The following is a 12,991-nucleotide window of genomic DNA, read 5'->3' on the forward strand; positions in this document are numbered from 1 at the left end:
GGCTTGCAGAGAACCTGACCGCGCTCAACGCCGTCACGCTCAACGCCACGCAGCAGCGCGCCGATGTTGTCGCCAGCTTCACCACGGTCCAGCAGCTTGCGGAACATTTCCACACCGGTGCAGGTGGTTTTCTTGGTGTCGCGGATGCCGACGATTTCAATCTCGTCGCCAACGTTGATCACGCCACGCTCAACACGGCCGGTCACAACGGTACCACGACCAGAGATCGAGAACACGTCTTCGACGGGCATCAGGAACGGCTGGTCAACAGCACGCTCTGGTGTCGGGATGTAGTTGTCGACTTCTTCCATCAGCTTGCGGATTGCATTTTCGCCGATGTTTTCGTCACGGCCTTCCATCGCCGCCAGAGCGGAACCAGGCACAACGGGGATGTCGTCGCCGGGGTAGTCGTAGGAAGACAGCAGCTCGCGGATTTCCATCTCAACCAGCTCAAGCAGCTCTTCGTCGTCGACCTGGTCAACTTTGTTCATGAAGACGACCATGGCGGGGATGCCAACCTGACGGCCGAGCAGGATGTGCTCGCGGGTCTGGGGCATCGGGCCGTCGGCCGCGTTCACAACCAAGATAGCGCCGTCCATCTGAGCGGCACCGGTGATCATGTTTTTCACATAGTCAGCGTGGCCGGGGCAGTCGACGTGGGCGTAGTGACGTGCTTCGGTCTCATACTCGACGTGTGCGGTCGAGATGGTGATGCCGCGGGCCTTCTCTTCGGGCGCGCCGTCGATCTGGTCGTACGCTTGGAAGTCACCGAAGTATTTGGTGATCGCCGCGGTCAGCGTGGTTTTACCGTGGTCAACGTGGCCGATTGTGCCGATGTTGACGTGTGGCTTGTTACGTTCAAACTTTGCCTTTGCCATGGTGGCGCCCTTTTAATTGAGGGGCCCCAACGGGGACCCGAACCCTATCTGGCGGGCGATGTATTGGGTTCGGGCGGTAAAATCAAGCGTGACTTGCGTCTTGGGGCCACTTAAAGCCCATCGGGCCCATGCGGCAGCGGTTCGGCGCGCCCCGACGGGGGTTATTTATCCTCCGGCTCCCCGGCAGGCGACGGTGCCACACCACCGCTGAACCAACCCTCTTCGCGGTTTTGCTTGACCAGATAGGTCTCGATCGACTTGGCCGCGTTCTGGCTGAGGTTCTTGAGCTGCTCTTCGGCGGATTTGGTATAGCCCGAGCCAACAACCGGGCCCTGATCGAGGGATTCGAAGACAGTGATCTGATGCGGCTCGGGGTTCAGCTTCATGTTCTTCGCGTCATCCCAGACCGTGAGGTTAAGAATCAGGATCGACTTCGGGGCAAAGACCAGTGGGATGCCCGGCTGTGCCAGCACGTAGCCTTCGACGCTGATGCCGAAGTGATAGAGACGCTCCCCATCGTAGCGGTCGAAGCGTTCGGCGGTGGCGGCGCGCACGGCCTCGGCCAATTCTTCTTTGCTGACCTCGCGGCTCAGCGGCCCCTTCTGCGCTTTGGGCGCCACGACGATATTGTGGTGCAGGTTGAAGTCCCCCAGCGGGGTCGGCGCTTTGTCGAGGTCGGAGGCCCCGTTGCAGGCGGCCAGCGTCGCGACGAAGGTCAACAGGGCAAGAACTCGGAACATGGGCAATCCTTCGGGGGCGTTAAGATTTCGAAAAGGGGTAGCCGATGGCCGGGAGGGGCGCAATCATTTGCCGCAGTTGCGCGCCTGCCGGTCCGGTCTATCTTGGATATGAGTGAGGACAGCATCATGACCCAACCATCCCCCCTGCCCGTGCGCGTACCGCTGGTGACCGAGCCTGTGGGAATGCTCGGCAGTTTGCAGATGGCGCGGCGCAACGTGCTGAGCATCATCCCCAAGATCGCCACCACCCAGCCCATGGTTTCGGGCAAGACCGGCAAGCGCTGGCATATGGTGATGGATCCGGGTGCTATCCGGGAAATCCTGCTCGACCGGCTGGAGGACTACCCGAAGTCCGATGTCACCAAGAACCTGCTGCGCCCGGCCATCGGGGAATCGCTCTTTATCGCAGAAGGGGCGCATTGGCGCTGGCAGCGCCGGGCGGCGGCCCCTGTCTTCTCACAGCGCAACGTGCGCAACCTTGCCCCGGTGATGAGCGCCGCCGCTGACCGCTCGGCCAAGCGCATCGCCGCTGCTGGGCCGCGCGCGGTCAACATGCTCGATGAGATGGTGACGACGACTTTCGAGGTGATCGGCGACGTGACCTTCTCAGGCGATGGCACCTTTGACCGCGACAAGGTGCATGGCGCCATCGACGACTATATCGCCGAGGCGGGCAAGATCAGCCTCTTCGATATCCTCGGCCTGCCCGATTGGCTGCCGCGTCCGGGGCGGATGATGTCCGGTCAGGCGCTGAAGCAGATGAAGGCGATGGCCGATCAGGCGATCGAAGCGCGGGTGGCGCGCGGCCATGACGGCACGCCCGATCTGCTGGACCTGCTGTTGGAGGGCGAAGACCCCAAGACCAAGCGCCGGATGAACACCGGAGAGCTACGCGATAACCTCTTGACCTTCATCGTCGCGGGGCATGAGACAACGGCACTGACGCTAGCTTGGTCGATGTACCTCATGGGGTTCGACCCCGAGATGCAGGCGCGCGCTAGCGCAGAGGTGCGCGATGTGCTGCAAGGCCGTGCCTGCACCGGCGACGATGTGGACAAGCTGCCCTTGGTGCGGATGATCATCGACGAGGCGCTGCGGCTCTACCCCGCCGCCGGGATCATTTCGCGCACGGCGCAAAAGCACGACAGGCTCTGCGACCGCGAAATCCGCCCCGGCGACACGGTGATGATCCCGATCTACGCGCTAGGCCGCAATGAACTGCTTTGGGACGATCCCGATGCTTTCCGGCCTGAACGTTTCGCCGACCGCAAGGCGATCGACCGCTATACCTATCTGCCCTTCGGGGACGGACCGCGCATCTGCATCGGGGCGAGCTTTGCGTTGCAGGAGGCTGTAATCATCCTCGCCACCCTGCTGGGGCGGTTCAAGTTCACCCCTGTGCCGGGCAAGGACCCGGAGCCGGTGATGATCCTGACCCTGCGCCCCGAGGGCGGCGTCTGGATGACCGCCGAGCCGCTGGACTGACCGCGCCCCGAAAGGCGCGGCTGTTTCACGTGAACTTGTTGTCGCGCGGGAAGCCGCGCGGCGCCATCCGGCCCGAGCTTGCGCGCTTGCCGGTCCATTCTGCCAGATCGGCCTCGGTACGTGTCCGGCCCGCCGGGTCTTGCCAGCTGAGGCCCGCTTCCCGCGTGAAGGTCGTGGCGTCCGACAGGCCGCCATCCTTGTACTTCTGCAGGCGCACGCCCTTGCCCCGGCCCATCTCGGGCAATTCATCAAGGCCAAAGACCAGCACCTTGCGGTTCTCGCCCACGGTGGCGACGCTATCACCCGACACCGGATGACAGACCAGCGCCGAGACGCCTTCGCCACGCACGTTGAGCACCTGTTTGCCGCTGCGGGTCTGGGCCACGACGTCATCCTCGGGCACCACGAAACCGTCGCCTGCCGTTGAGGCAACCAACAGCTTGCGCCCCGGCTGGTGGATAAAGAGTGACACGATCTGCACTTCGTTAGGCAGATCAACCATCAGACGCAAAGGCTCGCCCATGCCGCGCCCGCCGGGCAGGTTGGCGGCGGAGACGGTGTAGAAACGCCCGTTCGAGCCGAAGACCAGCAACCGGTCCGTCGTTTCGGCATGGAAGATAAAGCGCGGGCCGTCGCCGTCTTTGAACTTCAACTCGCGGTTCAGATCGATATGGCCGGTCATGGCGCGGATCCAGCCCATCTGGCTGCAGACCACGGTGATCGGCTCACGGTCGATCATCGCCTCAATCGGGACATCCTCAACCTCTCCGGCGGTGTCGAATTCGGTCAGGCGCTGGCCGCGCTTGATGCCGTCGATCACCCAGTCCTTGCCGAACTGCTTTTTCGTCGCGCGCAGCTGGTCAGCGATGGTGGACCATTGCAGGTCGTCGCTTTCCAGCAGGTCTTCGAGACCCGCGCGTTCGGTCATCAGCGTGTCACGCTCTTTCACCAGCGCGTCTTCTTCCAAACGCCGCAAGGACCGCAGGCGCATGTTGAGGATCGCCTCGGCCTGCACATCCGACAGGCCATTCTCGCGGCCTGCATAGCTGTGCGGGATGGCGCGGGTGTCACCGCTCTCAGTCAGCACGCCGGTGGCTTCGGCCTCGGCATCCGCGATGACCGCCAGTTTCGACACATCGACCCCCGCCAAGGGCGAGACATAGGCGGATTCGTCCATCGCGCGGCTCAGCGTATCCTGATGCGCACGGCTCCAATCCTCGTACATCAAGGCGGCTTTGGGGTCGTCGTCGTAGCGGATGATCTCGATCACCCGGTCAAGGTTCAGAAAGGCCGTGATCAGGCCCTGCAGCACCTCAAGCCGGTGGTCGATCTTGTCCATCCGGTGCCGCGAGCGGCGTTGCAGCACCTCGCGCCGGTGGTCAAGGAAAGCGCGCAACACTTCCTTGAGCGAGCAGACCTTGGGCGTTTGGCCATCGATCAACACGTTCATGTTGAGCGAGAAGCGCACCTCAAGGTCCGAGTTGCGGAACAGCATCCCCATCAGCACGTTCGGATCGACGTTCTTCGAGCGCGGCTCGATAATCATGCGGATGTCTTCGGCGGATTCGTCGCGGACATCGGCAAGAATCGGGATCTTCTTGGTCTGGATCAGTTCGGCGATCTTTTCGATCAGCTTGGATTTCTGAACCTGATAGGGAATCTCGGTAACGACAATCTGCCAAGCGCCCCGGCCAAGGTCCTCAACTTCCCAACGACAACGCAGCCGGAAAGAGCCGCGGCCCGTGCGGTAGGCATTGGCGATATTCTCAGGCGGCTCGACGATCACGCCACCGGTGGGGAAATCCGGGCCGGGGACGTAGTTCAACAACGTCTCGTCGCGGGCGTCGGGCGTCTTGATCAGGTGAATACAGGCGTCACACAGCTCGGCAATGTTATGCGGCGGAATGTTCGTGGCCATGCCCACGGCGATGCCCGAAGAGCCATTGGCCAGCAGATTCGGAAACTGCGCGGGCAGCACCACCGGTTCGGTCAGCGTGCCATCGTAATTCTCACGGAAATCAACCGCGTTCTCGTTCAGCCCTTCCAGCATGGCTTCGGCCACGGCGGTCATCCGCGCCTCGGTATAGCGCGAGGCCGCAGGGTTATCGCCGTCGATGTTGCCAAAGTTGCCCTGCCCGTCGACCAGCGGATAGCGCACGTTGAAATCCTGCGCCAGACGCGCCATCGCGTCATAGATCGCGGCATCGCCATGCGGGTGATAGTTCCCCATCACGTCGCCCGAAATCTTCGCCGATTTACGGAAGCCGCCCGTCGAGGACAGCCGCAACTCGCGCATGGCATAAAGGATGCGGCGGTGCACCGGTTTCAACCCATCGCGCGCATCCGGCAGCGCCCGGTGCATGATCGTGCTCAAGGCATAGGTCAGATACCGCTCTCCCAAGGCGCGGCGCAGCGGCTCGGACAGGTCATTCGGGTCGAGTTCTGGGGGTGTGCTTATGTCTGACATGACGGGTCTTTTAGCCAAGCACGGCAGAGCGGGCAAGCGACAGATTGCCCGCCCTTTGCCCGCAGTCGACTCGGGAAAAAGGTCGCCAACACGGTTTCAAGTGAGAAAAAAGCAATACTTTCCGGATATGCGAATTCTTGCCAATCGGAATTGAACCATTCGCGAAGTTTCGCGTTGGTCTCTCAACAGCAACATGGTTTTGACACGGGACAAGGAACAGCAAAATGAAACGGTTCATCTTTTTGACATTTGGTTTCATGGGCTGGGCATTCTACGAGATGAGCGGCGGGGCGGATTTCGTGCCAGCAGGCCCGCAGATGGCCAGCTCTGAGACGGCAGCATCGGCGCTGATCGCCAGCGCAGAAGCCGGCACATCCTCGTCCAAGCTTGTCACCGCCGCCGCGGCAAATGCAGCCCGCAAGGCCGAAAGCCCCATCACCCCCTTCGCCGAGCGCGCACCGGCACGGGATGTGACTGCGACCCGCGTGGCGCTGAACCTTACAACACTCAGCGACTTGCCGCAGGCCAATGACGCGATGGTGCAAAAGGCCGTGGCCACCCCCGCGGACCGCGCTGGCGCGAAAGTCGTCAAAGCTGTCAGCACCAGCACCCCCAAAGTGGAAAAGGCCGCCTATTCGACCACAAGCGCCAATGCGCCAGTCGTCATTCCAAGCCTGATCAACGCCACCGACAACGGCACGACCTATGTCAGCACTACGCAGGCCGACATTCGCAAAGTGAATGGCACCCGCGTCAATGTCCGCGGTGGGCCGGGCACCAATTTCGGTGTGGTCGGGAAACTGGGCAAAGGTGACGCCGTAGAGGTGGTCGAAGACAACGGTGCCGGTTGGGTGCGCTTTCGCAGCGTCGACGGCACGGCATCCGGTTGGATGGCCGACTTCCTGCTCAACAACGGCTAACTTGCCAATCTTACAGCATCGCGCGATGAAGGGCCTTTCAAATGAAGGGCCCTTTGCATGACTGCGACCCGTTCCATCCTCATCACCGGTTGTTCCAGCGGCATCGGCTATGCCGCCGCCCATGGCATGCGCGCCCGCGGCTGGCGCGTCTTTGCCGCCTGCCGCCAACAAGCGGATTGTGACCGGCTGAGCGCCGAAGGGTTCGACGCGCCCCGTCTCGATTATACCGATGAGGCCAGCATCCAATCGGCCCTCGCCCAAGTACTAGAGCAAACCGGCGGCACCTTGGATGCTGTCTTTAACAACGGTGCCCACGCGACGCCCGGACTGGTCGAAGACCTTCCCACCGATGCGCTGCGCGAGATATTCGAGGCGAATTTCTTTGGCTGGCACAGCCTGACCCGCGCGGTGATCCCGGTGATGCGCAATCAAGGGCATGGGCGGATCGTGCAATGTTCTTCGGTGCTTGGCATGGTGGCGATGCCATGGCGCGGGGCGTATAACTCCACGAAATTCGCGCTGGAGGGGCTGACCGACACCCTGCGGCTTGAAATGCGCGGCACGGGGGTTGAGTTGATCCTGATCGAACCCGGCCCCGTCACCTCAAAGCTGCGGACCAAGGCGATCCCGCGCTTCGAGCGTTGGATCGACTGGAAAAACAGCCCCCGCGCGGCGGAGTATGAGGCCACCATGCGCCCCCGGCTCTATGACGACAGCGGCAAAAAGGACCGTTTCGAACTCCCGCCCGAGGCGGTGGTCGAGAAACTGGCCCATGCCGTCGAATCCCCCCGGCCCCGCCCGCGCTATTTCGTCACAACCCCAACCCATATCGCCGGTGTTTTGCGGCGTATCCTGCCGACGCGGGCGCTGGACTGGGTCACCAGCCGCTGATTTTGGTTGCGCGACTGCCCTGCGCCGCTACATCTCGGGGCAACGAAAGGACAGCCCATGCCAAATGATCCGTTTTTCGTGATCGTCCTGCTTTCCGTCGTGGCGGTCGCCGTTGTGCTCCTGATGGGGCTGGGCGGCTTTGCCACGGGGGGAAAATTCAACAAACGCAACGCCAACAAACTGATGCGCTGGCGGATCATCGCGCAGTTCATCGCCGTGCTGCTGATCCTCGCCTATGTCTATTTCCGAGGGGGCACGATCTGATGGTTGTACTGAACAAGATTTACACCCGCACCGGGGACAAGGGCACGACCGCGCTTGGCAATGGCGAACGTGTCGCCAAACATGACGCGCGGGTCGAGGCCTATGGCACCTCGGATGAGTTGAACTGCTTTGTCGGCGTTGCCCGGCTTGAAGCCACCGGCGCCACGGACGAAGCACTGGCCCGCATCCAGAACGACCTTTTTGATCTGGGCGCCGACCTTTGCCGTCCCGATATGGAGGCCGACCGCGATGCAGAGTACCCGCCCCTGCGGGTCACGCAAGAACAGGTTGACCGGCTTGAACGCGAGATCGACGTGATGAACTCCGAGTTGGAGCCGCTACGGAGCTTCATCCTGCCCGGTGGCCGCGCGCTGGCCGCACATCTGCATGTTTGCCGCACCGTGGCGCGCCGCGCCGAACGGCTGGCGGTTCTGCTGTCAGAGCAAACGGCGATCAACCCGGCCTGTGTCACCTATCTGAACCGTCTCAGCGACTGGTTCTTCGTCGCCGCGCGTATGGCCAATAACGCGGGCAAGGAAGACGTGCTCTGGGTGCCGGGCGCGAACCGCGCATAAAATAGCGCTAACAGACAAAAATCGGGGAAAACGCCGCGTTCAAAACTGCCGACCTGCCGATTTTGGCCTGTTTTGATCCGATCCGCTTCGTTACACCCGTGTGGAGAATTAGGGAGACCGGGCCACCAGCCCGCGTCGCAAACTGAGGAGAGAGACCGCTCATGAAGGTATTGGTGCCTGTCAAACGCGTGATCGACTATAACGTGAAAGTTCGTGTCAAAGCGGACGGATCGGGTGTTGATCTTGCCAATGTGAAAATGTCGATGAACCCCTTCGACGAAATCGCCGTTGAACAAGCGATTCGTCTGAAAGAAGCCGGTCAGGCTGAAGAGGTCGTCGCTGTCTCCATCGGTGTGAAGCAAGCGCAGGAAACGCTGCGTACCGCGCTCGCCATGGGTGCGGATCGCGCGATCCTCGTGGTCGCATCGGACGATGTACACAAGGACATCGAGCCGCTGGCCGTGGCCAAAATCTTGAAAGCGATTGTTGACGAAGAACAGCCGGGCCTCGTGCTCTGCGGCAAACAGGCGATCGACAATGACATGAACGCCACCGGGCAGATGCTCTCGGCGTTGATGGGCTGGTCGCAGGCAACATTCGCCTCGGAAATCGCCATCGAAGGCGACAAGGCAAAAGTCACCCGCGAAGTCGACGGCGGCTTGCAGACCATCGAAGTCTCCATGCCCACAGTCGTCACCGTGGACCTGCGCCTGAACGAGCCGCGCTATGCCTCGCTGCCGAACATCATGAAGGCCAAGAAAAAGCCGCTGGATGAAAAGACCGCCGAAGACTACGGCGTCGATGTCTCCAACCGCTTGGAAATCGTTAAAACCGTTGAGCCTGCCGAACGTGCCGCTGGCATCAAGGTCGGTTCGGTTGACGAGCTTGTGGCGAAACTCAAAGAAGCGGGGGCTGTGTAATGGCTGTTCTTCTGATTGCAGAGATTTCCGACGGCGAACTGTCGATGGACGCAACCGCCAAGGCGGTATCAGCGGCCAAGAAACTGGGCGACGTGACCATTCTGGCGGCGGGCAGCTCTGCCGCGGCGGCAGGCGAAGCGGCGGCCAAGATCGATGGCGTCTCCAAGGTGCTGGTCGCCGAAGACGAGATGCTGGGCCACCGTCTGGCCGAAGCCACCGCAGCACTGATCGTGTCGCTGGCTGGTGACTACGACCACATCGTCGCGCCCGCCACCACGGATGCCAAGAACATCATGCCCCGCGTCGCGGCCCTGCTTGATGTCATGGTGATTTCGGATGCTTCGGGCGTTGTCGACGCCGACACATTCGAGCGCCCGATCTATGCGGGCAACGCGGTGCAGACCGTGAAGTCGAACGACGCCAAGAAAGTCATCACCTTCCGCACATCGACCTTCGATGCCGCGGGTGAAGGCGGCTCTGCTTCGGTCGAGACCATCTCGGCTGCCGACAACCCCGGCCTGTCCACATGGGTCGAAGACAAGGTCGCCGAATCGGACCGCCCCGAGCTGACAAGCGCAGGCGTGGTGGTTTCCGGTGGTCGTGGCGTCGGCTCCGAAGAGGACTTCGCCCTGATCGAAAAACTGGCCGACAAACTTGGCGCGGCTGTTGGCGCCTCGCGCGCGGCAGTTGATTCGGGCTATGCCCCGAACGATTGGCAGGTTGGTCAGACTGGTAAAGTTGTGGCTCCTGACCTCTATATTGCGGTCGGCATCTCCGGTGCGATCCAGCACCTTGCGGGGATGAAGGACTCCAAGATCATCGTCGCGATCAACAAAGACGAAGAATCGCCGATCTTCCAAGTTGCCGACTATGGCCTTGTGGCGGACCTTTTCGACGCCGTGCCGGAACTTATCGAAAAGCTGTAAAGCTCTTCACGTGAAACACCAAAGGCCCGCCGTTCTCGGCGGGCCTTTTTCGTTGCATGCGCCTGTACCGGGAGCGTCAGGACATGCTTTGCAGCGCATCGGTCAGGGCGGCGGCGGCATTGGCATGGGCCATCGGGCCCAGCATTTCCGACGCGGCCTGCGCCTCGAATTCGCTGACCACCATGCCAGCGGTCGGCCCGGCAAAGGGGTCTTTGGGAGAGACGACCTCGATCTTGGCCGTGGCATGTAGGGCCACCGCGTCCAACATTTCGCGGGTCACGAACAGCGGATCATGGCCCAACTCCCCGACCGGCTGCTCTGCCTCCGCGACCGGCGGGCGGTCGGCCAACCAAAGCAAAAGCGTGCGCCCCTGTATCTGCCCCAGCATCAAACGCATGCGCGCCAGCCAGGCTTGCTGCAGCTCTGCGCGCACCGCCTCAAACCGCTCGGGCGAGACTTGCATGAGGTGGGTCAGCATGTGGCGGTTGAAGTGGAACTGGGAAAAATCGACCTCGCGGTAGATCGTCTGCAACAGCGCGGAAGCCCCGACAAACCGGTCGTTCCGGCGCCGGTGGACCGAATAGAACCGGTTGGTCATGTTCTGCGCGCCCATGACCTGAACCACCGTCACATCCGCCTGCGAAGCGGCCTGCGCGACGAAAGGATCATGCGCAAAGGCGTCGATCCCCGCGTTGGGAAAACCGAAATTCACACAAGTTTTGCCGATCTCGGCTTCGACCCGCGCGGGAAACGGCTCCTCAATGAATTTGCCATAGGTCTCCGTCCCGCCGAGAAAGGCGATATAGGGCGCCTCCAGCCTGCGGCGGGGGCCGCGAAACATCAGCTTTGAGGTACCATAGCGGCATGGCAAATAGTCCAGAGGCGCTGGCCCCACTGTGTCATAGGTCATTGAACCCACCTTTGTTGTTCACCCAAAGCCAGATTGCACGGTAGGGGCTGCGATTCTGTTAACGGGCGAATTTGCCGTGAGTTTTCGTAAACAGCTGCCCTTGCGGCACCCCCGCCACGCGCCCTATTGTGCGCCGAACTCAAGCAAAGGACAGGCCATGGACATCCAGAAAATCGGTATCGTGGGAGCAGGGCAGATGGGCAACGGGATCGCCCATGTCATGGCGCTGGCGGGCTACGACGTGCTGCTGAACGATGTCAGCGCCGATGCGCTGGCCAAAGCGACGAAAACCGTGACCGGCAATATGGACCGTCAAGTCAGCCGCGAAAAGATCACCGCCGCCGAGCGCGATGCCGCCATGGCGCGCATCACCACGACCCAGACGCTGAGCGATCTGGGCCAGAGCGATCTGGTGATCGAAGCCGCCACGGAACGGGAAACGGTGAAACAGGCGATTTTCGAAGATCTGATCCCGCATCTGAAACCGACGACGATCCTGACCTCGAACACCTCTTCGATCTCGATCACCCGTCTGGCCAGCCGCACCGACCGCCCCGAGAAATTCATGGGCTTTCATTTCATGAACCCCGTGCCGGTGATGCAATTGGTCGAACTGATCCGCGGCATTGCCACGGATAAGGAAACCTATGACGCCTGCAAAGCCGTGGTGGACCGCTTGGGCAAGACCGCCGCCTCGGCCGAGGATTTCCCAGCCTTTATCGTGAACCGCATCCTGATGCCGATGATCAACGAGGCGGTCTATACGCTTTATGAAGGGGTCGGCAACGTCGAGTCGATCGACAGTTCGATGAAGCTGGGGGCCAACCATCCGATGGGCCCTCTGGAACTGGCGGATTTCATCGGTCTGGACACCTGTCTGGCGATCATGAACGTGCTGCATGATGGGCTGGCCGATACGAAATACCGCCCCTGCCCGCTGCTGACCAAATATGTCGAAGCCGGGTGGCTGGGCCGCAAGACGCAGCGCGGGTTCTATGACTACCGGGGCGAGAAACCGGTTCCGACGCGCTAAGCCGTAAGGGTGTTGGGGGCCCTGCCCCCCTCGCGCCAAAGGCGCGATTCCCCCGCGGGTATTTTTAAAAGGATGAAGATCAGTTGGTCAGCGCCAGAGTGTGGGCGCGGAGCCAGGCCATGAAGCCGCGCGGGTCGTCTGCCCAGCGGTCGACCTGTTCTTGGGCAAGCGGATGGCCGACGATGGGGCCTTGGGGTTTGTCGCAGGCGTGGGCGATTTCATGCAGCAACAACCCTTGGCGCAGCATCGGGCTGAGCTTGTTCGCAATCTGATAGGCGCGACTATTCTGGCCGGGAAAACGCATCGGGACAACCTGCGCACCGGAGCGGCGGATCATCTTGGCGGTGAAGACGTTCCATTCCGCCTCGACCGCCGGGCCCCACCACCTTTCCGACGCGGCAACGACGCCGGAGGGGAAAAGCGCCACAACGCCGCCGTCTTTGAGGTGGGCCATGGCCTTGGCGCGCATTTCAACGCCTTTACGCTGCGCATCCGGGTCGTGCGGGAAAGGCACCGGGATCATGTAGCTGCCGGCCACTTCGTCGATCGACGTGAGCAGCGACCGGGTGAGGATACGGTAGTCGGGGCGCACACGGCCAATGAGATCGGCGAAAATCATGCCGTCGACCATGCCGTGGGGGTGGTTCGCCACGACCACGACCGGCCCTTCTTTAGGGATGCGGTCAAGCTGCTCTTGCGGGGTGGTGAGATCAATGCCCATCGTGTCGAGTGCGGCGCGCCAGAAGGCTTGGCCCGAGGGGGTGCCGCGTTGCTCAAACTTGCGGATCAGGCGCAGGATTTTGAGCTTGCCTGTGAAAAGCTCCATCGCGGAGATCACACGCGCCTTCCATGGGTCATCGAAGGTCGAGGCATAAGACAGGCTGCGGCGGTCGTATTTGGTGAAGGTCACCGTACCGTTACCTGTCTGGGCCGATTTGGCCGCCTGCTTTTGCGCGTCATCCATGGAGTCGGAGGATCCTTT

The 12,991-nt window shown here is 61.8% G+C and carries 13 protein-coding genes (1 of these 13 only partly in view); 8 read left to right on the top strand and 5 right to left on the bottom strand.

Going from position 1 to position 12,991, the window contains the following annotated elements; translation table 11 throughout:
• Window positions 1-878: the 5' portion of an elongation factor Tu gene (tuf, locus tag B5M07_RS14995; protein WP_067622157.1), read on the bottom strand. It extends 298 nt beyond the left edge of the window; 878 of the gene's 1,176 nt are visible here — the first part of the coding sequence; its start codon is at window positions 876-878; the stop codon falls past the left edge of the window.
• Between the two features lie 161 nt (window positions 879-1,039).
• Window positions 1,040-1,618 (bottom strand): hypothetical protein, encoded by a 579-nt coding sequence (locus tag B5M07_RS15000; RefSeq protein ID WP_120351879.1) that lies wholly within the window; start codon window positions 1,616-1,618, stop codon window positions 1,040-1,042.
• Between the two features lie 126 nt (window positions 1,619-1,744).
• On the opposite strand from B5M07_RS15000, the gene B5M07_RS15005 reads away from it, so the two are divergent.
• Window positions 1,745-3,103 carry a cytochrome P450 gene (locus B5M07_RS15005; protein ID WP_205570873.1) on the top strand — a complete coding sequence of 453 codons (1,359 nt, stop codon included), beginning with the start codon at window positions 1,745-1,747 and terminating at the stop codon, window positions 3,101-3,103.
• 25 nt (window positions 3,104-3,128) lie between these two features.
• Here B5M07_RS15005 and B5M07_RS15010 read toward each other — a convergent pair whose 3' ends face one another.
• On the bottom strand, window positions 3,129-5,570 hold the full coding sequence (locus B5M07_RS15010; RefSeq protein WP_120351881.1) for a DNA topoisomerase IV subunit A: 2,442 nt from the start codon (window positions 5,568-5,570) through the stop codon (window positions 3,129-3,131).
• Between the two features lie 224 nt (window positions 5,571-5,794).
• Here B5M07_RS15010 and B5M07_RS15015 point away from each other — a divergent pair, with 224 nt between their 5' ends.
• From B5M07_RS15015 to B5M07_RS15040, 6 genes are all read left to right on the top strand, one after another.
• Window positions 5,795-6,490, top strand: a complete 696-nt coding sequence (locus B5M07_RS15015) for an SH3 domain-containing protein (protein WP_120351882.1) — start codon at window positions 5,795-5,797, stop codon at window positions 6,488-6,490.
• A 57-nt stretch (window positions 6,491-6,547) separates the two neighbouring features.
• Complete coding sequence (locus B5M07_RS15020) at window positions 6,548-7,381, top strand: SDR family NAD(P)-dependent oxidoreductase (protein ID WP_120351883.1); 834 nt, start codon at window positions 6,548-6,550, stop codon at window positions 7,379-7,381.
• A gap of 57 nt (window positions 7,382-7,438) precedes the next feature.
• Window positions 7,439-7,645 (top strand): twin transmembrane helix small protein, encoded by a 207-nt coding sequence (locus B5M07_RS15025; protein WP_067623948.1) that lies wholly within the window; start codon window positions 7,439-7,441, stop codon window positions 7,643-7,645.
• Window positions 7,645-8,220: a cob(I)yrinic acid a,c-diamide adenosyltransferase gene (locus tag B5M07_RS15030; RefSeq protein ID WP_120351884.1), complete on the top strand. Its 576-nt coding sequence runs from the start codon at window positions 7,645-7,647 to the stop codon at window positions 8,218-8,220. The genes B5M07_RS15025 and B5M07_RS15030 overlap by 1 nt, the downstream gene beginning before the upstream one ends.
• A 161-nt stretch (window positions 8,221-8,381) precedes the next feature.
• Window positions 8,382-9,140 carry an electron transfer flavoprotein subunit beta/FixA family protein gene (locus B5M07_RS15035; protein ID WP_067623952.1) on the top strand — a complete coding sequence of 253 codons (759 nt, stop codon included), beginning with the start codon at window positions 8,382-8,384 and terminating at the stop codon, window positions 9,138-9,140.
• Entirely contained in the window at window positions 9,140-10,066 is a 927-nt protein-coding gene (locus tag B5M07_RS15040; RefSeq protein ID WP_120351885.1) for an electron transfer flavoprotein subunit alpha/FixB family protein, read from the top strand. The genes B5M07_RS15035 and B5M07_RS15040 overlap by 1 nt, the downstream gene beginning before the upstream one ends.
• A 76-nt stretch (window positions 10,067-10,142) precedes the next feature.
• On the opposite strand, the gene B5M07_RS15045 is transcribed toward B5M07_RS15040, so the two are convergent.
• Entirely contained in the window at window positions 10,143-10,976 is an 834-nt protein-coding gene (locus B5M07_RS15045) for a DUF6473 family protein (protein WP_120351886.1), read from the bottom strand.
• A 157-nt stretch (window positions 10,977-11,133) separates the two neighbouring features.
• Between B5M07_RS15045 and B5M07_RS15050 the strand changes: the two genes are divergently transcribed.
• Window positions 11,134-12,009, top strand: coding sequence for a 3-hydroxybutyryl-CoA dehydrogenase (locus B5M07_RS15050; RefSeq protein ID WP_120351887.1), 876 nt, complete (start codon window positions 11,134-11,136; stop codon window positions 12,007-12,009).
• Between the two features lie 79 nt (window positions 12,010-12,088).
• On the opposite strand, the gene B5M07_RS15055 is transcribed toward B5M07_RS15050, so the two are convergent.
• Entirely contained in the window at window positions 12,089-12,973 is an 885-nt protein-coding gene (locus B5M07_RS15055; protein WP_120351888.1) for a lysophospholipid acyltransferase family protein, read from the bottom strand.
• Window positions 12,974-12,991: the final 18 nt, after the last annotated feature.

The sequence above is a fragment of the Sulfitobacter sp. D7 genome, assembly GCF_003611275.1.
Classification (GTDB): Bacteria; Pseudomonadota; Alphaproteobacteria; order Rhodobacterales; family Rhodobacteraceae; genus Sulfitobacter; species Sulfitobacter profundi.